The organism is Nitrobacter sp. TKz-YC01 (assembly GCF_047824785.1).
In the GTDB taxonomy this organism is placed as follows: Bacteria; Pseudomonadota; Alphaproteobacteria; order Rhizobiales; family Xanthobacteraceae; genus Nitrobacter.
The window spans coordinates 3,743,558-3,769,676 of sequence record NZ_CP181167.1 but is presented as its reverse complement, the minus strand read 5'-3'; the positions used below and the strand labels follow the sequence as shown (position 1 = coordinate 3,769,676).

At 62.9% G+C, this 26,119-nt stretch carries 22 protein-coding genes; 17 read left to right on the top strand and 5 right to left on the bottom strand.

Annotated features, from left to right (window positions below; translation table 11 throughout):
* Positions 1-106: 106 nt before the first annotated feature.
* From ACMYR2_RS17970 to serA, 7 genes are all read left to right on the top strand, one after another.
* Positions 107-316, top strand: a complete 210-nt coding sequence (locus tag ACMYR2_RS17970; RefSeq protein ID WP_347263425.1) for a hypothetical protein — start codon at positions 107-109, stop codon at positions 314-316.
* Between the two features lie 239 nt (positions 317-555).
* On the top strand, positions 556-1,902 hold the full coding sequence (gene glmM, locus ACMYR2_RS17965; RefSeq protein ID WP_347263424.1) for a phosphoglucosamine mutase: 1,347 nt from the start codon (positions 556-558) through the stop codon (positions 1,900-1,902).
* 265 nt (positions 1,903-2,167) lie between these two features.
* A complete protein-coding gene (locus ACMYR2_RS17960; RefSeq protein ID WP_416193426.1) occupies positions 2,168-3,412 on the top strand; it encodes an MFS transporter in 1,245 nt (414 codons plus the stop codon).
* 174 nt (positions 3,413-3,586) lie between these two features.
* Positions 3,587-4,444: an outer membrane protein gene (locus ACMYR2_RS17955; protein ID WP_347264195.1), complete on the top strand. Its 858-nt coding sequence runs from the start codon at positions 3,587-3,589 to the stop codon at positions 4,442-4,444.
* Between the two features lie 209 nt (positions 4,445-4,653).
* Positions 4,654-5,484: a porin family protein gene (locus tag ACMYR2_RS17950; protein ID WP_347264194.1), complete on the top strand. Its 831-nt coding sequence runs from the start codon at positions 4,654-4,656 to the stop codon at positions 5,482-5,484.
* Between the two features lie 294 nt (positions 5,485-5,778).
* Entirely contained in the window at positions 5,779-6,951 is a 1,173-nt protein-coding gene (locus ACMYR2_RS17945) for a phosphoserine transaminase (RefSeq protein WP_347264193.1), read from the top strand.
* Between the two features lie 124 nt (positions 6,952-7,075).
* A complete protein-coding gene (gene serA, locus ACMYR2_RS17940; RefSeq protein ID WP_347264192.1) occupies positions 7,076-8,665 on the top strand; it encodes a phosphoglycerate dehydrogenase in 1,590 nt (529 codons plus the stop codon).
* A 52-nt stretch (positions 8,666-8,717) separates the two neighbouring features.
* On the opposite strand, the gene ACMYR2_RS17935 is transcribed toward serA, so the two are convergent.
* The gene (locus tag ACMYR2_RS17935) at positions 8,718-10,271 is read right to left on the bottom strand and encodes a S10 family peptidase (RefSeq protein WP_347264191.1); all 1,554 of its coding nucleotides are present in this window, start codon (positions 10,269-10,271) and stop codon (positions 8,718-8,720) included.
* Positions 10,272-10,693: 422 nt separating this feature from the next.
* Here ACMYR2_RS17935 and ACMYR2_RS17930 point away from each other — a divergent pair, with 422 nt between their 5' ends.
* Both ACMYR2_RS17930 and ACMYR2_RS17925 read left to right on the top strand, forming a co-directional pair.
* Positions 10,694-11,986, top strand: a complete 1,293-nt coding sequence (locus ACMYR2_RS17930) for an adenylosuccinate synthase (RefSeq protein ID WP_347264190.1) — start codon at positions 10,694-10,696, stop codon at positions 11,984-11,986.
* A gap of 51 nt (positions 11,987-12,037) precedes the next feature.
* Positions 12,038-13,642, top strand: coding sequence for a hypothetical protein (locus ACMYR2_RS17925; protein ID WP_416193425.1), 1,605 nt, complete (start codon positions 12,038-12,040; stop codon positions 13,640-13,642).
* Between the two features lie 167 nt (positions 13,643-13,809).
* Here the strand turns inward: ACMYR2_RS17925 and ACMYR2_RS17920 are convergent, their stop codons facing one another.
* The gene (locus ACMYR2_RS17920) at positions 13,810-14,025 is read right to left on the bottom strand and encodes a hypothetical protein (protein ID WP_347264188.1); all 216 of its coding nucleotides are present in this window, start codon (positions 14,023-14,025) and stop codon (positions 13,810-13,812) included.
* 304 nt (positions 14,026-14,329) lie between these two features.
* Between ACMYR2_RS17920 and ACMYR2_RS17915 the strand changes: the two genes are divergently transcribed.
* Positions 14,330-14,893: a DUF4112 domain-containing protein gene (locus tag ACMYR2_RS17915; RefSeq protein WP_347264187.1), complete on the top strand. Its 564-nt coding sequence runs from the start codon at positions 14,330-14,332 to the stop codon at positions 14,891-14,893.
* A gap of 113 nt (positions 14,894-15,006) precedes the next feature.
* On the opposite strand, the gene ACMYR2_RS17910 is transcribed toward ACMYR2_RS17915, so the two are convergent.
* Entirely contained in the window at positions 15,007-15,294 is a 288-nt protein-coding gene (locus ACMYR2_RS17910; RefSeq protein WP_347264186.1) for a hypothetical protein, read from the bottom strand.
* A 388-nt stretch (positions 15,295-15,682) separates the two neighbouring features.
* Positions 15,683-16,648 carry a tyrosine recombinase XerC gene (locus ACMYR2_RS17905; RefSeq protein ID WP_347264196.1) on the bottom strand — a complete coding sequence of 322 codons (966 nt, stop codon included), beginning with the start codon at positions 16,646-16,648 and terminating at the stop codon, positions 15,683-15,685.
* Positions 16,649-16,785: 137 nt separating this feature from the next.
* Here ACMYR2_RS17905 and ACMYR2_RS17900 point away from each other — a divergent pair, with 137 nt between their 5' ends.
* Positions 16,786-18,999, top strand: coding sequence for a primosomal protein N' (locus ACMYR2_RS17900; RefSeq protein ID WP_416193424.1), 2,214 nt, complete (start codon positions 16,786-16,788; stop codon positions 18,997-18,999).
* Between the two features lie 91 nt (positions 19,000-19,090).
* Here the strand turns inward: ACMYR2_RS17900 and ACMYR2_RS17895 are convergent, their stop codons facing one another.
* Complete coding sequence (locus tag ACMYR2_RS17895; protein WP_347264184.1) at positions 19,091-19,597, bottom strand: septal ring lytic transglycosylase RlpA family protein; 507 nt, start codon at positions 19,595-19,597, stop codon at positions 19,091-19,093.
* Positions 19,598-20,242: 645 nt separating this feature from the next.
* Between ACMYR2_RS17895 and ACMYR2_RS17890 the strand changes: the two genes are divergently transcribed.
* From ACMYR2_RS17890 to ACMYR2_RS17865, 6 genes are all read left to right on the top strand, one after another.
* Positions 20,243-20,803: a F0F1 ATP synthase subunit delta gene (locus ACMYR2_RS17890; protein ID WP_011313760.1), complete on the top strand. Its 561-nt coding sequence runs from the start codon at positions 20,243-20,245 to the stop codon at positions 20,801-20,803.
* Positions 20,803-22,335 (top strand): F0F1 ATP synthase subunit alpha, encoded by a 1,533-nt coding sequence (gene atpA / locus ACMYR2_RS17885; protein ID WP_416193423.1) that lies wholly within the window; start codon positions 20,803-20,805, stop codon positions 22,333-22,335. The genes ACMYR2_RS17890 and atpA overlap by 1 nt, the downstream gene beginning before the upstream one ends.
* Positions 22,336-22,473: 138 nt before the next feature.
* Positions 22,474-23,352, top strand: coding sequence for a F0F1 ATP synthase subunit gamma (locus ACMYR2_RS17880; protein WP_416193422.1), 879 nt, complete (start codon positions 22,474-22,476; stop codon positions 23,350-23,352).
* A 17-nt stretch (positions 23,353-23,369) separates the two neighbouring features.
* Positions 23,370-23,774 carry an organic hydroperoxide resistance protein gene (locus ACMYR2_RS17875; protein ID WP_347264691.1) on the top strand — a complete coding sequence of 135 codons (405 nt, stop codon included), beginning with the start codon at positions 23,370-23,372 and terminating at the stop codon, positions 23,772-23,774.
* Positions 23,775-23,802: 28 nt separating this feature from the next.
* Positions 23,803-25,233 (top strand): F0F1 ATP synthase subunit beta, encoded by a 1,431-nt coding sequence (gene atpD / locus ACMYR2_RS17870; protein WP_347264690.1) that lies wholly within the window; start codon positions 23,803-23,805, stop codon positions 25,231-25,233.
* 107 nt (positions 25,234-25,340) lie between these two features.
* Positions 25,341-25,748, top strand: coding sequence for a F0F1 ATP synthase subunit epsilon (locus ACMYR2_RS17865; protein WP_347264689.1), 408 nt, complete (start codon positions 25,341-25,343; stop codon positions 25,746-25,748).
* The last annotated feature ends 371 nt before the right edge of the window (positions 25,749-26,119 follow it).

Here is a 26,119-nt window from a genome sequence, read left to right as displayed (position 1 = left end):
CCGCTTCTGATGGAAAAATGGAAGTCGCGCTCATGATTTCGTTTTGATGCGTCGTCTTTCACGCGAACCGGTCCCATCCTTAGGAGTAATGCTATGGGAGAGGCTTATGGCGCGAAATGACGGCGGGACGGACGACCGGAGCAGAAAAACCAAGAAAGAACTGGATGAGGAACTCGATCGCGGCCTGGAAGAGTCGTTTCCCGGTTCGGACCCGTTGAGCATCACCCAGCCGGCTCCTGCAAAACCCCCAGAGGAAAATCCTGCCAAGGAAAAACCCACCAAAGAAGAATCCACCAAGGATCAGACTGAGAATTAGGGAGATGTCATTGGAGGGGTACCCCCGAAAAAAAGTAGGCGGGTTCCGATGGTGATATGCAAGGGGTTGACGGCACGGCCTTTTCCTCACAATTCCGGTAACGGTTCATTATATTTTTTGAAGTCGTGTTATCTCTAGTGACGGTATAAGCGCGTCGAGCGATATATTTGACGTCCTGAGGATTCGACGAGCCGGCCTCAAGCGTGGCGGTGAGCATTTGGGCGCGTCGTGGGGGGAAAATGAGCCGCAAATATTTTGGAACGGACGGAATTCGCGGCCGGGCCAACGGCTTGATCACGCCGGAACTGGCGATGAAGGTTGGACAGGCGGCCGGGCTGGTATTTCAGCGCGGCGAGCATCGTCATCGCGTTGTGATCGGCAAGGATACCCGGTTATCCGGCTACATGATCGAATACGCGCTGGTCGCGGGCTTTACCTCTGTCGGCATGGATGTGCTGCTGCTTGGTCCGATGCCGACACCGGCCGTCGCGATGTTGACCAAGTCCATGCGTGCCGATCTCGGCGTCATGATTTCAGCCTCGCATAACCTTTTCGAGGACAACGGCATCAAGATGTTCGGCCCGCGCGGCTTCAAGCTGTCCGACGAGGTCGAAAAGAAGATCGAACAGCTGCTCGATGAAAACCTCGACAAGAAGCTCGCGCAGAGCAGGAATCTGGGCCGTGCCCGCCGTATCGACGGCGTGCATGATCGCTATATCGAATTCGCCAAGCGCACGCTGCCACGCGAACTGAGCCTGGAGGGGTTGCGGGTCGTGGTCGATTGCGCCCACGGCGCGGCCTACAAGGTAGTGCCGGAGGCGTTATGGGAACTGGGCGCGGATGTGGTTCCGATCGGCGTCGAACCCGACGGTCTCAATATCAATAAGGAATGCGGCTCCACCGCGCCGGAAGCACTGTGCCGCAAGGTGCGTGAAATGCGCGGCGATATCGGCATCGCGCTCGACGGTGACGCCGACCGCGTCATCATCGTCGACGAACGCGGCCATGCCGTCGATGGCGACCAGCTTCTCGCGGTGATCGCCGAGAGCTGGAAGGAAGACGGCCGGTTGACCAAACCAGGGATTGTCGCGACCGTGATGTCGAATCTCGGTCTTGAACGGTTCCTGAATGATCGCGAACTGTCGCTGGTGCGGACGCCTGTCGGCGACCGCTACGTGCTCGAGCAGATGCTGAAGCAGGGCTACAATCTCGGCGGTGAGCAGTCAGGACACATCATCCTGTCCGACTATGCGACCACCGGAGACGGATTCGTGTCCGCGCTTCAGGTCCTTGCCGTGGTGCAGAAGCTGGGGCGCCCGGTCTCGCAAGTCTGCCATAAGTTCGAGCCGCTGCCGCAGATACTGAAGAACTTCCGTTACCGCAACGGCAAGCCGCTGGACCGCGCGGAGGTGAAGTCCGCCATTACGGCGGGCGAGAAGCGCCTCAATGGCCATGGGCGGCTGTTGGTGCGTTCTTCTGGGACCGAGCCCGTCATTCGCGTCATGGGCGAGGGCGACGACCGTATCCTGGTCGAGGAGGTTGTCGACACGATCGTTTCCGCGCTGGGCAATCCGGCGGTGGCCTGAAAGCCGGTAGAACCGGAACCTTTGCCGTCAAGGCTCTGTGGCAAACATTTTCGGATGCGTATGCGTCCCTGCTATTGTAACCGGTCGCGGGTTGGCCGGGCCGGTATCTCATCGTGAAGATTTTCCACTGCTGACGGAATTAAAAGCGGGCTCCATGATTCGGGGCTCGCTGATTTGATCTGACGTGTTCCTTCGCGCGAACCGGTATCCACTTCGCTCGAAAACGCTATAACAGACGCGGGTTGCAACAACCGGAAAACGGCCCGTGGACAAGCCTGTCATTTCCGAAGAAACGCTGGTCGCGCCGGTGGTGGTTTCCGGGATCGCGGAAAAGGCTGCCGCGGGGCCGGCGTATATCGTGCTCGGCGGCATCAGCTTCTCGCATTTTCTCAACGACACCATGCAGTCGCTGATCCCATCGGTCTATCCGATCCTGAAGGAGAATTACGCGCTCGACTTCGCGCAGATCGGAATGATCACGCTGGCGTTTCACGTCACGGCGTCGCTGCTGCAACCCGTGGTGGGTTACGTCACGGACAGCAAGCCTCAGCCATTCTCGCTCGCGGTCGGCATGGGATCTACATTCGTGGGATTGCTGCTGCTCAGTGTCGCTCATTCCTACGCCATGATTCTTGTCGCTGCCGCGCTGATCGGCCTTGGCTCCGCTGTGTTTCATCCGGAGTCCGCGCGCATCGCGCGGATGGCGTCCGGCGGCCGCTACGGCTTCGCGCAATCGGTTTTTCAGGTCGGAGGAAATTTCGGCGCGGCGATGGGGCCGCTCCTGGCGGCTCTGATCATCGTGCCGTTCGGGCAGCCGAGCATCGCGTGGTTTTCGTCGATCGCCTTTGTCGCGATCGTGCTGCTGGTTCAGATCGGCCGCTGGTACAGGCCGAGGATTGTGCCTCGCAGGAGCGCGGCGCATATCCGGTCGCCGGAGGCGCCGACGCGCGCACGAACCACCGTCGCACTGGCAATCCTGATCGTGCTGGTATTCTCGAAGTTCATCTACATGTCGAGCCTGACGAGCTATTACACTTTCTATCTGATCGAGAAGTTTCATGTCTCGACGCAGACATCACAGCTTTTGCTGTTCGTGTTTCTCGGCGCCGTCGCCATTGGCGTGTATTTCGGTGGTCCGATCGGCGATCGCTTCGGACGCCGCTATGTGATCTGGCTGTCGATTCTCGGTGTGTTGCCGTTCACCCTGCTGCTGCCGTTCGCGAATCTCGCCGGCACGGTGGCGCTGACGGTTGTTATCGGCGTCATCCTTTCGTCCGCGATGCCCGCGATCATCGTCTTCGCGCAGGAATTGATGCCGCACCGGCTCGGCATGATCTCAGGCATGTTTTTCGGCTTCGCGTTCGGTGCGGCGGGAATCGGCGCCGCGCTGCTGGGCGAGGTCGCGGACGCGAAGGGCATCGAGTTTGTCTATCGGGTCTGTGCGTTCCTGCCGGCGATCGGGCTGCTGGCGATGTTCCTGCCGAAAATGCCGAAAACCCGGCAAGTGTAAACGCCGCCGCATGATGAACTTGCGTGGGCAGGCCACCCGCTCGCCGCGCGTAAGAAACTCACCAAAAATCAACCTTAAAAATTAGGGTTAAGCAGCTCTTAAGTATTCGGTGTCATCGTCCCTCCTAAATCGGAGTGGGGCAGCATTACCTCACGGCACAAAGGGACGAAACCGATGCGTAGTGTAAAATTGCTCGTCGCCGCCGGAGCGGCATCGCTGTTCACATCGGCCGCGTTCGCAGCCGACCTGCCCATCGCGCCGCCACCTCCGCCATACTTCGTCCCGCCGATCGTCGATTTCGGCGGCTGGTATCTGCGAGGCGATATCGGATTCAGCAACCAGCGTGTGCGGAACATTGCGATGGCGGATGGCCGCAACGCGCAACTCCTGTCGCATGAACAAACCACCGCTTTTGACGCCGCCGGCATCTACGGCGTCGGCGTCGGTTATCAGTTCAACAACTGGTTCCGTGGCGATATCACCGGGCAGTATCGTGGCAACGCGAACTTCAAGGGTACCGATATTCTGACTTATCCGGTTGGTGGAGGCGTGGTCGGAAACGGTGTGAACAATTACAATGCCGCCAAGTCGGAATGGCTCGTGCTCGCGAACGCCTATGTCGATCTCGGCACCTGGTGGGGTATCACGCCGTTCATCGGCGCCGGCGTTGGCGCGGCGCGTGTAACCATCGCGAACTACACTGACGTCGGCATGGTCAATAATATCGGATTTGGTTGGGGCACGTATCCGAGTGCTGCGCTCGCGCCGGCGGCCTCGACATGGAATTTCGCCTGGGCGGCGCATGCTGGTCTGGCCTACCAGGTCACTCCGGGCCTTGCGCTCGAACTGGGCTACAGCTACGTCAATCTCGGCAGGGGCACGACCGGTCCGGTCTCGACCTATACGGGGTTCACCCGCGGTGTTCCGATGCAGTTCAACGATATCACCTCGCACGACCTGAGACTTGGTGTGCGCTGGTACTTCAACAGCCCGCCGGCCTATGCGCCGCCGCCGCTTGTGACCAAGGGCTGAGCCATATCCTAAATCTTGACGGCTCAAAACGGCGCGGGATTTCCCGCGCCGTTTTGTTTTCGTGTGCTCGAGTCCGACTGCCGCAAGAGGCCGCGCACGCCAACATTTTGTCGGCAATGTAAACGCATCACCTCGCGCAACAACCATTGGTTAAGGTTAACAGGCGATGATCGCCATTATCCAAGTTGGTGGTCGATGGAGCGTTCACGATGCGTAGACTTCTGCTGGCGACGGTCATTTGCGGAGCAGCGCAGGGCGCGTACGCAGCCGATATGCCCGATGACCTTCCATTCTTGCGCGGATCGCAGCCGCCGAGCCTCAGCACGGTGCGGACGGTGTGGCAGGGGTTTTATATCGGCGGCCAGGCAAGCTACGGCTCGGCCGACATGGATTTCAAGAACTCCGGAAAAGAGTTGCTGGAGCGATTGCTGAACAACGTCGATATCGAAAGTCAGTATCATCTTTCGACCTGGCCATTGGGCCAAACGACATCGATCCGGAACGAGGGGTTTGGCGGGTTCCTCGGCTACAACCTGCAGTCGGAAGATGTCGTCTATGGTGTCGAACTCAACTACACTCATGGCAAGTTCTTCGGTGCATCGGGCGGAAGCCAGGGCCGATCGTTCAATTACCCGACCGATTATCTGACGTCGGCGTTCGTACAATCGAACGCCTCTATGCAGATCACGGATTTTGGTTCGCTCCGGGTCCGTGCGGGGTATTCGTTCGGCTGCTTCCTGCCATACGCCTTTGGCGGCGTCGCGATGGGGCGGGCCGATATCCAGCGTAACGTAAGTTACAGTTCGCGCTATCAGTATGTTGGTACGCAGATTCCACCGCTTCCCAACCTGGCAGGCGCCGGCTCCTTGTCCGATAACGCCAATGCGCATTTCATCTACGGCTACGCGGCCGGACTCGGCATCGATATGATGATCGTCGATGGTCTGTTCCTGCGTGCCGAATGGGAATTCTTGCGGTTCACGGCGCCGGTGGACACCATCGTCAACACCGTGCGCGCCGGCGCGGGCTACAGGTTCTGATTCCGACGTGCTTTTCGGTGGGAGGACGACACTTCGCGTAGAAGGTCTTGGCGTAGCAGGTTTTGCAGGCGGGGGCGCGGCGATCAGCCGTCGCTAGAGCATGTTCGCTTCTGATGGAATCAGAAGCGAGGCTCTAGATTATTGCTTTGACGCGTTTTCTTCACGCGAACCGGTGCCCACTTCGCTTGAAAACGCTCTACCGGGAATATTCTTGACGAAATCGCTTGATTCCCATATCCACAGCGGCGGGACACCTCCCCCCAACGGGAGGCTTGCTATCTGGAAGGATAGATCATGACCGTTGCGAAGCCTGCTTCGCGGCCCGACGTGCCGCATTTTTCTTCCGGCCCTTGCGCCAAGCGCCCCGGCTGGACCCCCCAGAATCTCAAGGACGCAGCTCTCGGCCGTTCGCATCGTGCGAAGATCGGCAAGGCGCGCCTGAAACTCGCGATCGATCTGACGCGTGAGGTTCTGGAGATTCCGGCCGACTACAGGATCGGCATCGTGCCGGCGTCCGACACCGGCGCGGTCGAGATGGCCTTATGGTCTCTGCTCGGCGCGTGCCCGGTGACGGCGATCGCCTGGGAGTCTTTCGGCGAGGGCTGGATCACCGATGTCATCAAGCAGCTGAAGCTGAAGGACGTCACCAGGCTCACCGCGGGTTACGGCGAGATTCCAGATCTCGCCAAGGCCGACCCCGCCTCCGATATCGTCTTCACCTGGAACGGAACCACGTCCGGCGTGCGCGTGCCGAACGCGGACTGGATCAGCGCCACGCGTGAGGGTCTTACGATTTGCGACGCGACGTCAGCCGCTTTCGCGCAGCCGCTCGATTGGCCCAAGCTCGACGTCGTGACCTTCTCCTGGCAGAAGGCGCTGGGCGGCGAGGCGGCGCATGGCATGCTGATTCTGTCTCCGCGCGCCGTGGCCCGGCTTGAGAGCTACACGCCGCCGTGGCCGATGCCGAAGATTTTCCGCATGACCAAGGGCGGCAAGCTGATCGACGGCATCTTCACCGGAGAGACCATCAACACGCCGTCGATGCTGTGCGTCGAGGACTATCTCGATGCGCTGAACTGGGCAAGGTCGGTCGGCGGTCTCAAGGGCATGATCGCGCGCGCCGACGCCAATACCAAAGTGTTGAGCGACTGGGTTGCGAAGACGCCGTGGATCGATTTCCTTGCGGCCGATCCGGCGATCCGTTCCAACACGTCAGTCTGCCTGAAGGTCGTTGATCCCACGATCACGTCGTTGCCGCCGGAAGCCCAGGCCGATTTCGCCAAGAAACTCGTTGCCGCGGTCGAGAAGGAAGGCGCCGGTTATGATTTCGGCTACTACCGTGATGCGCCGCCGGGACTGCGCATCTGGTGCGGCGCGACGGTGGAAGCAAGCAATGTCGCGCTGCTGACGCAATGGATCGACTGGGCCTTCGCCGAGACCAAGGCTTCGCTTGCGAAAGCGGCGTGATGCTTTTTTCCTCTCCCCGTCAGAACGGGGAGAAGGAGATGACCCAAGCGACTTGCAACCCATTCACCCCATCCCGGCGCTGCGCGCCGACCCTCCCCTCAAGGGGAGGGCGGAGGACAACATCATGACCAAACCGAAAGTTCTCATCTCTGACGCTCTCAGCCCCGCCGCCGTGCAGATATTCAAGGATCGCGGCATCGAGGTCGATTTCCAGCCCGCGCTCGGCAAGGATAAGGACAAGCTCGCCGAGATCATCGGCGACTATGACGGCCTTGCCATCCGCTCGGCCACCAAGGCGACCGCGAAGATTCTCGCCAACGCCAAGAGACTGAAGGTGATCGGCCGTGCAGGCATCGGCGTCGACAACGTCGAGATTCCGGCCGCGACCGCCAAGGGCGTCATCGTGATGAACACGCCCTTCGGCAATTCGATCACGACCGCCGAACACGCGATCACCTTGATGCTGGCGCTGGCGCGCGAGATCCCGGCCGCCGATGCCTCGACCCAGGCCGGCAAGTGGGAGAAGAATCGCTTCATGGGCGTCGAGATCACGGGCAAGACGCTCGGCGTGATCGGTTGCGGCAATATCGGCTCGATCGTCGCGGATCGCGCGCTCGGTCTGAAGATGAAGGTGGTCGCGTTCGATCCCTTCCTGTCGCCGGAACGGGCCAAGGATATCGGCGTGGAGAAGGTCGAGCTCGATGATCTGTTCAAGCGCGCCGACTTCATCACGCTGCATACGCCGCTCACCGACAAGACCCGCAACATCATCGACGCCGCCGCTATCGCCAGGATGAAGAAAGGCGTGCGCATCATCAACTGCGCGCGCGGCGGTCTGGTCGATGAGCAGGCTCTGGCCGATGCGCTCAACGCCAAGCAGGTGGCGGGCGCGGCGTTCGACGTGTTCGTCGAGGAGCCGGCGACCGGGAACGTGCTGTTCGGCCATCCCAACGTGATCTGCACGCCGCATCTCGGCGCTTCCACCACCGAAGCACAGGAGAATGTCGCGCTTCAGGTCGCCGAACAGATGTCGGACTATCTGCTCACCGGCGCGATCACCAATGCTCTCAACTTCCCTTCGATCACGGCGGAAGAAGCGCCGAAGCTGAAGCCGTTCGTAGAGCTTGCGGAAAAGCTCGGCTCCTTCGCGGGCCAGCTCACCGAGACCGGAATATCCAAGGTGACGATCACCTATGAGGGACAGGTCGCCGAAATGAAAATCAAGGCGCTCACGTCGGCGGCGCTGTCGGGCCTGCTGCGGCCGATGCTGGGCGATGTCAATGTGGTGTCCGCGCCGGTCGTCGCCAAGGAGCGCGGCATGGTGGTGGACGAGGTCGTGCGCGCCGCGCAGAGCGACTACGAAAGCCTGATCACGGTCACGGTCTTCACGGAACGGCAGGAGCGTTCGGTGTCGGGAACGGTGTACGCCGATGGCCATCCGCGCCTCGTCGACATCAAGGGCATCCGCGTCGACGCCGAGTTCGGCAAGTCGATGATCTACGTCACCAATGAGGACAGACCGGGATTCATCGGCAAGTTCGCCTCGCTGCTGGGCGACGCGGGCGTCAACATCGCGACCTTCAACCTCGGCCGTCACAGCCAGGGCGGCGATGCCATCGCGCTGGTCGAGGTCGATGGCGGCGTGCCTGAGAACGTTCTCGCCAAGGTGCAGGCGTTGCCGCAGGTCAGGCAGGCCAAGGCGCTGACGTTCTGACCGGCGGAAGCACGGACGTGCCCGATCGGCGGCTAATCGGTGTGGTGTTGCCTCATTTCATCAGCACGCGCGCCTCGTCGCGCAGCGACCGGCGCGCGCCGTCGTGCGAATAGAACATGTGGCCGCCGGGATAGACCACGAACTTGACGCGATCGCGCGAGCCGAAGGTCGGCAATTGATCAAGACGGATCTGGGAGGCGAAATAAGGTATCGCGAGATCGAATAATCCATGCGCGACAAGCAGCCTGAATTGCGGGTCCGCTGCGAGCAGTTCGCGGATATCCGACATCGATTCGACGGATGACCGGTTCTTGCCGAAATCCCATTTGCGGTTGACGGTACGGCTGAGCAGTTCATAGGAGCCCGTCGGCCGCCAGTTCAGCTTGCGCGCATGAAGTTCGAACGCCGCCGATGTCAGCGAGGTCAACAGCGGTCCCTCCGAAGGGTCGTTGAAATTGCTGGCGCTTGAATCCGGATAGGGGTCGAACCCCAGCACCGAGGCGTCATAGCGTCCCGTGACCTTGCCGCCCTCGCGGTCGAAGGCGCGGCGGAATTCGCTGACGTCGAATCGTCCGGCGAGGCGGCGGCTCTCCGCCTGATCGATCCCCGTCAGCGTCGCGAAGCGGTCGGCGAGCCGCCGCGTTGCCTCCGCATCAGCCTGGCCCTTGATGAGATCGGTCAGGAATTCGCCGCGTGCGTAGGCCTCGGCATCGGCCATGTCGGCCCGGGTCAGTGTTTCGCTCTTTTCCTTTGCCCGTGCAACCGCCGCCATGCTCGGCAGGCTTGCCACGAACCGGGTCAAGCCCGTGCCCAGCACGTCGCTGAAATCAAGCGCCGGCGAGATCAGAATCAACCCCTTGACGGCGACGCCCTGCCGGGTCTGCAGATTGCGCGCGATCTTCGGTCCGCGAATGCCGCCATAGCTTTCGCCGGCGATGAATTTCGGCGACTGCATCCGGTCGGCTTTCTCCAGCCAGCGGCGGATCACCAGCGCGATCGAGTCCACATCGCCATCGACGGTGAAGAAGCGTTTCCGGGCCTCGTCGCCGCGCGCCACCATGCGGCTGTAACCGGTGCCTAGCGGATCGATGAAAACGAGATCGGTGAAGTCGAGCCAGGTTTCCGCGTTCGGCTCCAGCGGCACGGGAACGGAAGGGCTGGCGATCGCCCGGTCCATCGCGATGCGCCAGGGGCCGTTGCTGCCGAATTGCAGCCACGCCGAAGAGGCGCCGGGACCGCCGTTGAAAACGAAGGTCACGGGACGGCCGCGGGGATCGGCGCCGTCGAGCTGATAGGCCGTCGTGGCGATGTCCGCTTGCGGTTCGCCTTTGTCGTCAAAGATGCGAATAGCGCCGGCCGTCGCGGTGAAGGCCAGCGTGCGGTCCGGTAAAACGAGCTTGTGCTTGGTGGTGGACTCCGGCGGCAGCCGGTGATGGTCGGCGGTTGCGGCGGGCTGGTCGCCGTCGTTTCGCGGGCCGGCGGGGGTGGTTTCCGTGAGGTGCGATGGCGCGCCGGGCGCAGCCTCCCGCGCGTAAGCGGCGGCGGGAGCCAGCATCGCCAGCAGCACCGCTCCGGCGCATGCCCTGCCTATCGTCAGACGGCGCATCTCTCCTCCCATTGGCTTGGCCGGTGGCTTGGCCGGTCCGGTTGGCTTGGCCGGCTGAGCGGCGGAACGTGAACATTGACGACCGAGCGTGCCTGAAAACTGTGGCGGGTGCGGGACCGCGCGTAAAGCGTCCAACTGCCGGGTTTGGATTATCAGGATTTATCAACGGCTTGGAGAGGCATTCACGGCCGATCCGGCTTGCGTGAACCGCACGCATCCTTTATCCGATGAGACGCTTGGCGGGATGGTCCGGACGATCGCTTCATTTTTGCTGCGTGCCTGCAAGGCGTATCTTCCGAACCCGCGCCATGACGACAATTACGGGTATGGTAATCACGAGTTGCCGGCGTCCTTCGGGTTCGAGGTTCACGACCGAAGGTCGGTATGGACGCGCTCCACTTTTGTAAGGAACTTCCGCGGAAATGACCAACGTTGTCGTCGTCGGCGCCCAATGGGGCGACGAAGGAAAGGGCAAGATCGTCGACTGGCTGTCGGAGCAGGCGGATATCGTCGTCCGCTTTCAGGGCGGCCATAATGCCGGTCATACGCTCGTGATCGATGGCAATACCTACAAGCTGGCGTTGCTGCCCTCGGGGGTGGTCCGCTCGTCGAAGCTGTCGATCATCGGCAACGGCGTCGTGTTCGATCCGCAAGCCTTCGTCAACGAGGTCGAGAAGCTGAAGGAGCAGGGCGTCAAGGTCGGCCCCGACAACCTGCGCGTTGCCGAGAACGTCACGCTGATCCTGCCGCTTCATCGCGAACTGGACAGCCTGCGCGAGAACGCCAGCGCGGCGACGGCGATCGGCACCACCCAGCGCGGCATCGGTCCGGCCTATGAAGACAAGGTCGGCCGCCGCGCCATCCGCCTGATGGACCTCGCCGACCCGCAGACCCTGCCGCACAAGATCGAGCGGCTGCTCGCCCATCACAATGCGCTGCGCCGCGGACACGGCATCGCGGAAGTGGATGGCGGTGCGCTGCTCAGGGATCTCGCCGCAATTGCGCCGCGGGTGCTGCCCTATGCTGACAGCGTGTGGAATCTGCTGGATCACAAGCGCCGCGAAGGCAAGCGCATCCTGTTTGAAGGCGCGCAAGGCGCCTTGCTCGACGTCGATCACGGCACCTACCCTTACGTCACCTCCTCCAACACCGTTGCCGCCCAGGCCGCCACCGGCACCGGCATGGGGCCGAGCGCGCTCGGCTACGTTCTCGGTATCTGCAAGGCCTACACCACGCGAGTCGGCCAGGGACCGTTCCCGACCGAACTCAACGACGAGATTGGCGAGCTGATCGGTCAGCGCGGCAAGGAATTCGGCGTCAACACCGGCCGCAAACGTCGTTGCGGCTGGTTCGACGCCATGCTGGTACGGCAGACCGTGCGAACCAGCGGCATCCATGGCTTGGCGCTGACCAAGCTCGACATCCTCGACGGTTTTGACACGATCGAGGTTTGCACCGGCTACCGTCTCGACGGCAAGGAGATCGATCATCTGCCGGCGGGAGAGGGAGCGCAGGCCCGTATCGAGCCGGTCTATGAAACGGTCGAGGGCTGGAAGGAGCCGACGGCCAATGCGCGCTCATGGGCGGACCTGCCGGCTCAGGCTATCAAATACGTTCGCCGGATCGAGGAGCTGGTGGGATGCCCGGTCGCCCTGCTGTCCACCAGCCCGGAGCGTGAAGATACCATTCTGGTCCAGAACCCATTCGAGGCTTAACGGGATGTTACGGGAATGCGTTCAAGGTTAATGTTCGTGCATTGAGGAGACATGGCTGATTATTACCCGCTGATCGCACGCGCCATCGCCGGATTGGACGTTAACGCGCCCGGCGAGCAGCGGCGTGCGCTTTATGAGCGGGCACGGACTGCGCTGATCGCTCAGCTCCGCGGCGTCGAGCCGCCTTTGACTGAATCCGAGATCACCCGCGAGCGGTTGGCGCTGGAAGAGGCGGTGCGCAAGGTCGAGTCCGAGGCCGCCCAGCGCGCCCGCGAAGCCTCGCGTAGCGGTGGTTCGCGCTCCGGCGATGCGTTCCGCGCCGCGACGCGCGCTGCGATGAAGTCGCCGGACACGGCTACCCAGCCGCCGGTCCGCTCGCGCGCCAACGCGACGCCCCAACCGCGCAATCTGCGCGCTGACCCAACCCCGGCCCCATCCCCGTCACCCCCTCCATCCGTCAGTCCGACGCCGTCCTGGCGGCCGCCTGGACCGCCGATCCCGTTACCGGATGAACCGCCGCCGCCTGCCCGCGAGCGGCTGGATCAGGGTCAGAATCAGAATCATCAGAATCAGGGGTTGCCGCGCCGCGGTCCCGAACCCGATCGCCCGCCGCCGCGGCCTCCGGTTCCGGGCTTTCGAGACGTCACGGCGGATGCTGATGATCTCGGCCGCGCCGCGGCGCAGGCCAATCGCTCGGCCCGCCGCACCTATGCCAATGTGCGATCGCCGTCACCCGAATTCGATCGGCTGGAGCCAAGCCTTGAGGATCGCGGCGCGTTTGAGGGAGCGTATCCTTCTGATGAATCGTTTTCCGGTATTGCCGCGGACGACCAGCCGCCGGCGCCCCCGCCGCGATCGTGGCCGCGCCCCGGTCGCGAAAGGCCGGAGCGTGTGCTTGGCGGCGGCTTTCCGCTCAAGAGCGCGATCGTGGCCGGTCTCCTGCTCATCCTCGCCGGAGCGGGAATTATCTGGGGTTCGAATGTGGTCTCGGCCGTGCGCGGGCTGTTCGATTCCTCGAACCAGACCAGCGAGATTGTGAAGCCCGCGGCGCCGGGACTGAAGCCGAAGATCACTGACCGGGTCGGTCAGCCTTCGATGTCCGAAACGATCGCGCCGGTGGCGCAGCGCGTCGTGCTGTATGACGAAGACCCCTCGGACCCCAAGGGCAAGCAGTATGTCGGCTCGGTGGTGTGGCGCACCGAAGAGGTAAAGGGGGCCGCCGGCAACAAGCCTGAGATTGCCGTGCGGGCCGAGATCGACATTCCCGAACGCAAGTTCAAGATGATGATGTCGTTCCGCCGCAACACCGACACCTCGCTGCCTGCCAGCCACACCGCGGAGCTGACCTTCGTATTGCCGCCGGATTTCGACGGCGGTGGAGTCTCCAACGTCCCCGGCGTCCTGATGAAGTCCAACGAACAGGCCCGCGGCACCCCGCTGGCGGGACTCGCCGTCAAGGTCACCGACGGATTCTTCCTGGTCGGGCTGTCGAACGTCGAGTCCGATCGCGTGCGCAATCTCCAGCTTTTGAAAGAGCGCTCATGGCTGGACATCCCGCTGGTCTATACGAACCAACGTCGCGCGATCATCGCTATCGAGAAGGGGGCGCCCGGAGAGCGCGCATTCAACGAGGCGTTCACGGAGTGGGGCGAGTAGCGCTTCGCGGGACGCATATTGCCGACGTCCTTATGAAACGCCTTTGCTGAGGTCAGTCTCCGTTACGTCGACCTCGCCAGATCAGCGTGCCCCTCCGGTGGAATTCAGGACATATCGAGCGGGACATGTTCAGCCGGGCATGAGCGGCAAACATCGCAGACGTACCTTTACGCGGTGCGGTCCTCACCCGCGGTCGACGCCGCGTTCGTGAAATGTCGTGCCTCGGGGAGGCCATCCTTCTTGCCGATGCGAGTCCTGGTGATCTTCGCTTTGGTCGCCGGCGCGCGATGTTCGGGCCCGATTTCCTCGGCTGCGATATCGAGCAACTCGCGCAAATGCGCGACATACTCGGCGCCAAACTTCTGCGACGGAGCCTGACTCATACAACGTTCTCCCCTGTCGACATGATCCCGAAACAAGGCAAGGCGAATTTTCTGACGCGATCATGCAAAACGCTTGGCCGGGAAGATGGCGGCGCAATGGGGCGGAGTTGAGACCTGGAGAGGGAGGAAAATGTCGGGACGATATGTTTCGCATCCCGCTGAGTCCTGCCGATGCGAAACGGCTGTTTCGCCGCGATGAGGTTGTTCTGCGCGACGGCGACGCATCGAAGCAGAAGATCATCACGATCGCGTGGCCGCGTGACCCAATCTTGCGAAAGTTGCCGGGGGAGACCATGTCAAAGCGATGAAATCCATGCCGAACGACGACTTGTTTTCGCGTGATAACTTTCGAGCCCGTAGGTCCGCGCGCGCAAAGGTCATCGATCAGGACGGTCGTGAGATTCATGGGGACCCGCCGGGTGCCGATGGATTCCAGGCCGGCCCGTTCGGGGCGTTTCAGCACGGTGCTTCCGGCTTTGAGTTCGCCGCTGCGTTCCAGCCGCTCACCCGCGAGCAGCGGCTGGCGCGGCTGGATGCGATCGCGAGGCTGCTTGACGTCGCCTTCGTCGTGCCGGGAACGAACGTCCGTTACGGCCTTGATGGCCTGATCGGGCTGGTGCCGGTGATCGGCGACATCATAACCACGGCGTTCTCGCTCTGGCTGGTGCGCGAAGCGCGGGCGCTTGGTGCACCCTGGTACCTCACCGCGCGGATGCTGAGCAATGTTGCGGTCGACGGAGTGATCGGATTGGTGCCTGTGGCCGGCGATGCCTTCGACGTGATGTTTCGCGCCAACATGCGCAACGTGCGGATGCTCAAGCGCTGGCTCGACCGCCAGCCGAATGAGAGCCTGCGTTCAGCCGGCTAGAGCATGTTCGCTCTGATTCCATCAGAAGCGGAAAGGCTCTAAAGGACGCGCTCGATCAGAAGATCGCGCTTAAAGCTCGGCTGAATTCCGGTTGGTTCGGATGCGCGGAATTCTCACGCAGCATCCTTCGGGACTCTCGTTTCTGCGGATGCCGTGTCGAGTTTGCGGCGGGGCAGCGGAAAGTCGCGGCTCTCATAGAGAGAGCGGATGCCGTTCTGATCGAAGCGGGCTTCGTCCACCTGAAGATACGCGCCGTTCAGCGAGTCGGCCGGAAGCTCCTCGATGGCGAAGCGTACGGCGTCGGCCGCGGTATCGAAACGGCGGTAGGTAAACCCGGCACGCTTCTTCCTGCGGACCGCGGCAGGAAACAGTTCGGCGGATTTCTGGAAGCTGAACGTCATGGCGGGAACCCCTACAATTACGCTTTTCGAGAACGGGCAATGCTGATGCAAGGGCCCGCTGGGGCTCTCCGACACGCAGCATGTCCGTGATGCGCTGATTATATAGGGTCGAATGCGGAAATTGCGACCATCCGGGGCCGGAATCATGAATCCGGCGACCGGACCGGAAATTTCAGCGGGAGGTTCTATTGATTGAACCTCCGCGCCGCTGTCGGATTTCGTCGAAAGACCGGATCGGAGCGCCACCTGCAACCGGGCTCTCTCGCAGATCCCCGCTTCGGTGAATCAGAAGCGAGGCTCTGGATTATTCTGACGCGTTTTCTTCACGCGAACCGGTTTCCATCCTCGGGTCTAGCCCGAGGACATGCTTCGCTCGAAAACGCTTTGGTCAGGCGCGCGGATGCGCCGTCCTGTAGACGTCCAGCAGCCGCTCGCTGTCGATGCCGGTATAGATCTGCGTGGTTGAGAGCGAGGCGTGGCCGAGCAGTTCCTGGATCGCGCGCAGGTCGCCGCCGCGGCTCAACAGGTGCGTCGCGAATGAATGGCGCAGCGCATGGGGCGTCGCGCTGTCGGGCAGGCCGAGCGCGCCGCGCATCCGCGCCATCACAAGCTGGATGATGCGCGCCCTGAGTGGGCCGCCCCGCGCTCCGACGAAGATTGGTTCTTCCGGCGGCAGCGAATGCGGGCACATCGCCACATACTCATGGATGAGCGCCAGCACGTTCTGCAGCACCGGCACCATCCGCGTCTTGTTGCCTTTCCCGGTGACCACCAGCACGTCGCCCGCGCCGGGCAGCGGCACGTCGCGGCGCTTCAAGCCGAGCGCTTCGGAGATTCGCAGGCCGGATCCGTACAACAGCGCCATCACCGCGGCGTCGCGCGCCCAGATCCATGGCTCCCGATCCTCGCCCGCGCGCTCGGACGCGTCGGCAAATCGCTTCGCCGCGCTCATATGGATCGGCTTCGGCAGGCTCTTGCCGACCTTCGGCGCGCGGATCGCGCCGAGCGCGCCGACCTTGCCGAGCCCTTCCCGTTCCAGAAATCGGGCGAACGAACGCAGCCCGGCCAGCGAACGCATCAACGACCGGCCGCCAATGTCTTCCGCGCGTCGCGCGGCCATGAAGGCCCGGATATCGCTCGGTTCAAGCGCGGCAAAACGCTCCAGCGTCACCAGCGCGTCCCAGTGCCGGCCGAGAAACATCAGGCATTGCCTGACATCGCGCTCATAGGCTTCCAGCGTCTTGGGCGACAGCCGCCGCTCGGCCCGCAGATGCGTGAGCCAGCGCGCGATCTGCTGTCCGATGTCGGACGCCGCGCAGGCGGGATCGGCAAGCGGCTCCACGAGTTTCGCCATCATCGCACCCTGCATGTTGAGTCCGGCGATTATATCGCGCCGTCCTGGTTTATCCTTCGCTAATCTTCCGGTTGGCTGGCCTATGGCGCCGTGTCCTCCTAAGCTGGCCGCCACCCCCACCGAGACCGATTCTCCAGATGGACCGTTCTTCGCGCCCTGGCACGTTCCCGGCATCATCGACGACGCGCATAGTCGATGTGCAGGTTCCCGTCGCGATCGGTCACGCCTATTCCTATCGCGTGCCGGACGGCATGGAGGTGCGGCCAGGCGAGGTGGTGACAGTGCCGCTCGGCCCCCGCGAGGTGGTCGCCGTGGTCTGGGCCGAGAACCCCGCGCCGGATCCGCGCCTGCACAACCGCCTCAAGGACATCTCCGGCAAGCTCGATGTCCCTCCGCTCAAGGACGAACTGCGCACGCTGATCGACTGGATCGCCAACTACACGCTGTCGCCGCGCGGCATGGTGATGCGCATGAGCCTGCGGATGGGCGAGCACCTCGGGCCGGAACGGACGCGGCCGGGCGTGCGTCTGAGCGGCGAGCCGCCCCGGCGCATCACCCCGGCGCGGCGGCGGTTGCTGGCGGTCCTGTCGGACGGGCTGCTGCGTGCGAAATCCGATGCGGCCCGGGAAGCGGGCGTCAGCGCCGGCGTGGTCGACGGCCTCGTCGATGAGGGCACGCTGACGACCGAGCCGATGCCGCCGTCACCACCCCCCCCGCCGCCTGACCCGGATTTCGCCGTGCCCGATTTCTCCCGATCGCAGCGAGCGGCCGTGGACGCCATGCGCGCGCTGGCGTCGAATGGCACGTTCCACGCCGCGCTGCTCGACGGCGTGACCGGCTCCGGCAAGACCGAGGTCTATTTCGAAGCGGTCGCCGAAACCGTCCGCCGCGGCAGGCAGGTTTTGATCCTGATGCCCGAGATCGCGCTGACCGGGCAGTTCCGCGACCGTTTCGCGGCCCGCTTCGGCGAGCGGCCGCTGGAGTGGCACTCCGAATTGACGCCGCGCAATCGCGCGCGCAACTGGGCCGCGATCGCGGCGGGAGAGGCGCAGGTCGTGGTCGGCGCGCGCTCCGCGCTGTTTCTTCCCTATGCCAGCCTCGGACTGATCATCGTCGATGAGGAGCACGATCAGGCCTACAAGCAGGACGAGGGCGTGCGCTATCACGCCCGCGACATGGCCGTGGTGCGCGCGCATATAGCGAAAATCCCGATCGTGCTGGCGTCGGCGACTCCCTCAGTGGAAAGCGAAGTCAACGCGCGCAAGGGCCGCTACCAGCGCATCGCGCTGACGTCGCGGTTTGGCGGTCAGCATTTGCCGCGGATCGAACTGATTGATCTCAGGCGCGAGGGACCGTCGCGCGGCCGCTTCATTTCTCCGCGTCTGGCCGCAGAGATCGGGAGCGCCATCGAGCGGCGCGAGCAGGCGCTGCTGTTTCTCAATCGCCGCGGCTACGCGCCGCTGACCCTGTGCCGCGGCTGCGGTCACCGCTTCGCCTGCACCATCTGCGATGCCTGGCTGGTGGATCACCGCTTCCGGGAGCGGCTCGTCTGCCATCACTGCGGCTTCTCGATGCCGCGCCCGCCTCGATGCCCGCATTGCGCGGCCGAACAATCGCTGGTCGCGGTCGGCCCCGGCGTCGAACGGCTGCAGGAAGAGGCTGCCGCGCTATTTCCCGACGCGCGGACCATGGTGCTGTCGAGCGACCTGATCACCTCGATCGAGACCATGCGCTCGGAACTGAACGACATCGCCGAGGGTCGCGTCGACATCATCATCGGCACGCAACTGGTGGCGAAGGGACATCATTTTCCGCGCCTGAACCTCGTCGGCGTGGTGGACGCCGACCTCGGCCTCGGCAACGGCGATCCCCGCGCTGCGGAGCGAACCTTCCAACTGCTCAATCAGGTGATCGGCCGCACCGGCCGCGAGACGGGCCATGGCATCGGCTATCTGCAAACCCACCAGCCCGAACATCCCGTGATGAAGGCGCTGGTCGCGGGCGACCGCGAGGCGTTCTATGCCAGCGAAATCGCGGCGCGCGAGCGGGCCGGATACCCGCCGTTCGGCCGGCTGGCCAGCCTGATCATATCCGCGGGCGAGCGCCCGAGCGCGGAGAGCTTCGCCCGCCGGATTGCTGCGGCCGCGCCGATCGACGAGCGCATTCAGGTGCTGGGACCGGCGGAAGCCCCGCTGGCCCTGATCAAGGGACGCTATCGATTTCGCCTGCTGGTGAAGTCGGCGCGCGGCGTGGACCTCTCCGGCTATCTGCGTGAATGGCTTGCGTCCGCGCCGAAGACAAAAGGCAATCTGAAGCTCGAAGTGGATGTTGATCCGCAGAGCTTTCTTTGAGAGGCCTTTCCGCTTCTGATGGAATCAGAAGCGGGGCTCTCAGATCGTGACTGATGCGTTTTTGAGAAGCGAAACGCGGTGTGGAACGGGGTTACATGACCTCGGCGACCACACGGCCGACGCCGCGGCTGGTCAGGCCGATCGCGTGGGCGGCGCCTTTTGAAAGGTCCAGCACGCGGCCGCGGATGAACGGACCGCGATCGTTGATGGTGACGACCACGCTGCGGCTGCCATGGGTGACTCTCAGCCTGGTCCCGAACGGCAGACTGCGGTGGGCGGCGGTCATGGCGTTCTGGTTGAAGCGCTGGCCGGACGCGGTGCGGTTGCCGGCTTCATTGCCGTAATAAGAGGCCACGCCGGAGAACGATCGGTTGGAACGGGCAGAACGTTCAAGGGACGCATTGGCGTTCGTCCAGGCCGGCCCGCTGGCGCCGTGGCTCTTCGCATGATGTCCCTGGTGGTGGTGACGATGATGGTTGCGCGACCCGGCCAAAGCCTCGGTGACGCCGCCTGCAATCAAGACGCTCGCGGTCATTACAGCGGCCAAGGTACGCGGCCGGATCAGAAACGCTAGCGTCGTCTTTCGCGAGTGCAACATAATGGAGGACCCCTAAAAGTATTGCCGCCCTTGCGGCAAGTGAAACCCATGATCTTTGACTCGCGGCGTGGTTGATCCTCCAACTAAGGCGTAAAATGGGCAGGGAATTGCTTCGTGACTCGGATGAAATATCTTTTGATCGGAGCGAGCTCGTCCACTAATCGTATTAATACACGGTTTAACGAAAAATTAATAATAAGATACTTATGTATACTGTAAAGGGAAGTCATTACGCCGGATGAGTAACCATTCGGTAAGTACTGCGGGTCCCTCGCGCACTAAGATCGACCTGTCGTCATGTAGAAAGTCGCGACGGCACGGGATCGACTGGCTTGTTGTTCCATGCGGCGTTCGCCGAGCGAATGACTGTGCGCAGGCGCGTTGGGCGCCTCCCGCGATTCTCTTTAATTTCCGGGCTCGGTTGAAATTCCGGGCGCCATGCGACAAGGCATCGCCCTAGGCTGCGGTCATGTTGCACCTGCGCGCGCGCTATGTTAGCAAAGCCGCGATTTTAGCGTCGCCGGTACGTTCGTGCCGGCCGGAAATCGAAGTCCCTCTTGAATTCCAAGGGCTTGGGCCGCTTTGGCGCCGCTTATTCGGCGACGGCTTTTCCCTTGCGAGTTTGACAGCTTGAAGAGCGCGGTGGTGGCTGCTGTAGATCCCTCGGTTTCCGGTGTGTCCGGTCGTTATGCGACGGCCCTGTTCGAACTGGCGCGTGAAGACAAGTCGATCGACGCCGTCAAGGCCGACCTCGACAAGTTCGATGCCATGCTGGCGGAGAGCCCTGAACTGGTGCGCCTTGTGCGCAGTCCGGTTTTCAGCGCCGATACGCAAAGCAAGGCGCTCGCCGCCGTGCTGAGCAAGGCCGGGATCGGCGGCACGACCGCGAATTTCCTGAAAGTCCTGGCCGCCAACCGCCGACTGTTCGCGGTGGCGGATGTAATCCGGGCGTTTCGCGCGCTGGTCGCGAAATTCAAGGGCGAGGCCACGGCGGAGGTTACCGTCGCGGAGAAGCTTAATGACAAGAATCTGGATGCGCTGAAGGCCGCGCTGAAATCAGTGACGGGCAAGGACATTACGCTCAACGTGAAGGTCGATCCGTCCATCATCGGCGGGCTTGTCGTCAAGCTCGGCAGCCGCATGGTGGACACCTCGCTCCGGACCAAACTCAATTCGATCAAGCACGCGATGAAAGAGGCAGGCTGATGGACATCCGCGCCGCGGAAATTTCGGCGATCCTGAAGGATCAGATCAAGAATTTCGGCAAGGAAGCCGAAGTTTCGGAAGTCGGACAGGTGCTGTCCGTCGGCGACGGTATCGCCCGCGTCTATGGCCTCGACAACATCCAGGCCGGCGAGATGGTCGAGTTCGAAAACGGCACGCGCGGCATGGCGCTGAACCTCGAAACCGACAATGTCGGTATCGTGATTTTCGGCGCCGACCGCGAGATCAAGGAAGGCCAGACCGTCAAGCGCACCCGCGCCATCGTCGACGCGCCGGTCGGCAAGGGCCTGCTCGGCCGCGTGGTCGATGCGCTGGGCAATCCGATCGACGGCAAGGGTCCGATCCAGGGCGCCGAGCGCAAGCGCGTTGACGTCAAGGCCCCCGGCATCATTCCGCGCAAGTCGGTGCACGAGCCGATGGCGACCGGCCTCAAGGCCATCGACGCCCTGATCCCGATCGGTCGCGGGCAGCGCGAATTGATCATCGGCGACCGTCAGACCGGCAAGACCGCGATCGCGCTGGACACCATTCTCAATCAGAAGCCGCTCAATGTCGCCGGCGCTCCGGAGAGCCAGAAGCTCTATTGCGTCTACGTCGCGGTCGGCCAGAAGCGCTCCACCGTCGCGCAGTTCGTCAAGGTGCTCGAGGAGCAGGGCGCGCTGGAATATTCGATCGTGGTCGCAGCGACCGCGTCCGATCCGGCTCCGATGCAGTACCTTGCGCCGTTCACCGGCTGCACCATGGGCGAATATTTCCGCGACAACGCCATGCACGCCGTCATTATTTATGACGACCTTTCCAAGCAGGCCGTCGCCTATCGCCAGATGTCGCTGCTGCTGCGCCGCCCGCCGGGGCGCGAGGCCTATCCTGGCGACGTGTTCTACCTGCATTCCCGTCTTCTGGAGCGCGCCGCCAAGCTGAATGACAGCCAGGGCAACGGCTCGCTGACCGCGCTGCCGGTGATCGAGACCCAGGCCAACGACGTGTCGGCCTATATTCCGACCAACGTGATTTCGATCACCGACGGCCAGATCTTCCTGGAAACCGACCTGTTCTTCCAGGGTATCCGCCCCGCGGTGAACGTCGGCCTTTCGGTGTCGCGCGTCGGCTCCTCGGCGCAGACCAAGGCGATGAAGAAGGTCGCCGGCAAGATCAAGGGCGAGCTCGCGCAGTACCGCGAAATGGCGGCCTTCGCGCAGTTCGGCTCCGACCTCGACGCCTCGACCCAGCGCCTGCTCAACCGCGGCTCGCGCCTGACCGAGCTTCTCAAGCAGCCGCAGTTCTCGCCGCTGAAGATGGAAGAGCAGGTGGTGGTGATCTGGGCCGGCACCAACGGCTATCTTGATCCGCTGCCGCTCGGCAAGGTGCGCGCGTTCGAGGACGGGCTGTTGTCGCTGTTGCGCGGCAAGCATGCCGATGTCCTCAACACCATCCGCGACGCTCGCGATCTCAGCGATGAGACGGCGGGCAAGCTCAAGAGCATCGTCGAAGGTTACGCCAAGACGTTCGCGTAAGTTTCGTCAGGGCCGGGCCTGCCGCACCTTGAGGCGCGGCAGCGAAAGATGACGCGAACGCCCGGCACAAGGCCGGGCGTGACGAAACAGGGAATTTGCGACCGGGTCCATGACCGGACCGGCAGGGCGAGACAGAGAATGGCTTCACTCAAGGACATGCGTGTCCGCATCGCCTCGACCAAGGCGACGCAGAAGATCACCAAGGCCATGCAGATGGTGGCCGCCTCCAAGCTCCGTCGCGCGCAGAACGCCGCCGAAGCAGCGCGGCCTTACGCCGAGAAGATGGACACGGTGATTTCAAACATCGCCAGCGCCGCGGCCGGCTCGCCAAATGCGTCGCCGCTTCTGGTCGGCACCGGCAAGGATCAGGTTCATCTGCTGCTGGTCTGCACCGGCGAGCGCGGCCTGTCCGGCGCGTTCAATTCGGCCATCGTCCGCCTGGCCCGTGACAGAGCCTTCGCTCTGATGAACCAGGGCAAGGAGGTCAAGTTCTTCTGCGTCGGGCGAAAAGGCTACGAGCAGCTCCGTCGCATCTTCGAGAAGCAGATCGTCGAGACCGTCGAACTGCGCTCGGTGCGTCAGCTCGGCTTCGTCAATGCCGAGGACATTGCAAGGAAAGTGCTGGCCCGGTTCGATGCCGGCGAATTCGATGTCTGTACCCTGTTCTATTCACGCTTCCAGTCCGTTATTGCGCAGATCCCCACCGCCCAGCAGGTCATTCCGCTGGCGGTCGAAGGCTCCGCTGCGAGCGATGGCCCCGCGCCATCCTATGAGTACGAACCGGAGGAAGATGAAATCCTCAACGGATTGCTTCCGCGCAATCTCGCCGTGCAGATTTTTCGCGCGCTTCTGGAGAACAACGCCTCGTTCTACGGCGCGCAGATGACCGCGATGGACAACGCCACCCGCAACGCCGGCGAAATGATCCGCAAGCAGACCCTGATCTACAACCGCACCCGACAGGCGATGATTACGAAGGAACTGATCGAGATCATCTCCGGCGCCGAAGCGGTCTAGTCGAAGGAGACGCAGCTATGGCTTATGTCACCAAGGCGACGACGAAGGGCGGCCGCAACGGCCGCGCGATCCTCGATGACGGCGGCCTCGGTCTGGCCATGGCCCTGCCGAAGGAAATGGGCGGCTCGGGCGAAGGACATAATCCCGAGCAGCTTTTCGCGCTGGGCTGGTCGTCCTGCTTCGGCCAGGCGGTGCTGGCGCTCGCCAGGAAGCATGGTCTTGACGGTCAGGCGGCCGAGATTGGCTGCCACGTCTCGATCGACAAGGACGAGATCAGCTTCGCGCTGAAGGCCGAACTTACGCTGCGCATTCCGGGCGCCGACAAGGAAAAGGTCAAGGCGCTGCTCGAAGACGCTCACACGATCTGCCCGTATTCCCGGGCCACGCGCAACAACGTGCCGGTGACGCTCAGCGTCCTCTGACACGCCTCGTCGTTATAGGAGACTTTCCATGGCTACAGCAGCCAACCAGATCGGTCGTATTACCCAGGTCATCGGCGCCGTCGTCGACGTGCAGTTCGAAGGCCACCTGCCGGCTATTCTCAACGCCATCGAGACCAAGAACGGCGAGAACCGGCTGGTTCTGGAAGTGGCGCAGCATCTTGGCGAATCGACCGTCCGGACCATCGCCATGGATACCACCGAAGGCCTGGTGCGCGGCCAGGACGTGACCGACACCGGTGCGCCGATCCGGGTGCCTGTCGGTGCCGGCACGCTCGGCCGCATCATGAACGTGATCGGCGAGCCCGTGGACGAGCAGGGCCCGGTCAAGGCCGACGATCTGCGCCCGATTCACGCGGAGGCGCCGTCCTATACCGACCAGTCGACCGAAGCGGAAATTCTCGTCACCGGCATCAAGGTGGTGGACCTGCTGGCGCCTTACGCCAAGGGCGGCAAGATCGGCCTGTTCGGCGGCGCGGGCGTCGGCAAGACGGTGCTGATCCAGGAACTGATCAACAACGTCGCCAAGGCGCATGGTGGTTATTCGGTGTTCGCCGGCGTCGGCGAGCGCACCCGCGAAGGCAACGACCTCTATCACGAATTCATCGAATCCGGCGTCAACAAGAAGGGCGGCGGCGAAGGCTCCAAATGCGCGCTCGTCTACGGCCAGATGAACGAGCCGCCCGGCGCGCGCGCGCGCGTGGCGCTGTCCGGCCTCACGGTCGCGGAACACTTCCGCGATCAGGGCCAGGACGTGCTGTTCTTCGTCGACAACATCTTCCGCTTCACGCAGGCGGGCTCGGAAGTGTCGGCGCTGCTCGGCCGTATCCCCAGCGCCGTCGGCTATCAGCCGACGCTCGCCACCGACATGGGCGCGCTGCAGGAGCGGATCACCACCACCAACAAGGGCTCGATCACCTCGGTGCAGGCGATTTACGTTCCGGCGGACGATCTGACCGACCCGGCGCCGGCGACCTCGTTCGCGCATCTCGACGCAACGACGGTGCTCAACCGCGCCATCTCGGAAAAAGGCATCTATCCGGCGGTGGACCCGCTCGATTCGACCTCGCGCATGCTGTCGCCGCTGATCGTCGGCGAGGAGCACTACCAGACCGCTCGCCTCGTGCAGCAGGTTCTGCAACGCTACAAATCGCTGCAGGACATCATCGCCATTCTCGGCATGGACGAGTTGTCGGAAGAGGACAAGCTCACCGTCGCTCGCGCTCGCAAGGTCGAGCGCTTCCTGTCGCAGCCGTTCCACGTCGCCGAGGTGTTCACCGGCTCGCCGGGCAAGTTCGTCGATCTCGCCGACACCATCAAGGGCTTCCGCGACCTTTGCCAGGGCAAGTACGATCATCTGCCGGAAGCGGCGTTCTACATGGTCGGCACCATCGAGGAAGCGGTCGAAAAGGGCAAGAAGCTCGCTGCCGAAGCGGCTTGATCATTGTCGTCGGTGCCGGGCTTCACCCGGCAATCCATCGATAGATATTCGATGGCGGATGGACCCGCGGGTCAACCTCGCGGGTGACAGCAGAGAGACTGGACACCATGGCGACTTTCCATTTCGATCTCGTTTCGCCGGAGAAACTGGTTTTTTCAGGCGAAGTCGATCAGGTCGACATCCCCGGCGTCGAGGGCGATTTCGGTGTTTTGGCCGGCCACGCGCCCGTCGTCGCGGCGATCCGTCCCGGAATGCTGACCGTCACCGCCGGCGGCACGCAACAGAAGATCGTCGTGCTCGGCGGTCTGGCCGAGGCGTCGGAAAAGGGTCTGACCGTGCTTGCCGACGTGGCGACCTCGATCGAGGAACTGGATCGCGCGCAGTTCGCTGATACGATCGCGGGCATGGAATCCAGGCTGACGGACAAGGAAGGCTCCGAGCTCGACAAGGCGATCGAGCGGCTGGACCACTTCAAGAGCATTCAGAGCCAGCTCAATACGACGGCTATGCATTAGAGCATCGGACCCGAAAGTGGGAACCGGTTTCGGGATAAATCCGATGCTCAATCAATTAACTGGAGCGGCGGCGCTGATTCCATTTGACCGGCCGCTGCTCTAAGCCGCCGCTTGCATCCACCACTGAAAATACCGGAACTGGTCCCGCTCATGCTTTCTGGATCGACTCGATCCAGGAACATTGCGTGGCGTATTTTCGCGTCTGATTGAATCAGAAGCGAAGCTTGAGCTTGCTTCTGGGACGCGCTCTTCACGCGAACCTGCATCCAGCCTCGGGTCAAGCTTGAGGACATGCTCGGCCCCTGTAGCGTTTTCGAGCAAAGTGGAATCCGGTTCGCGTGAATTAAACGCTCCAGATTAAAATCATAGAG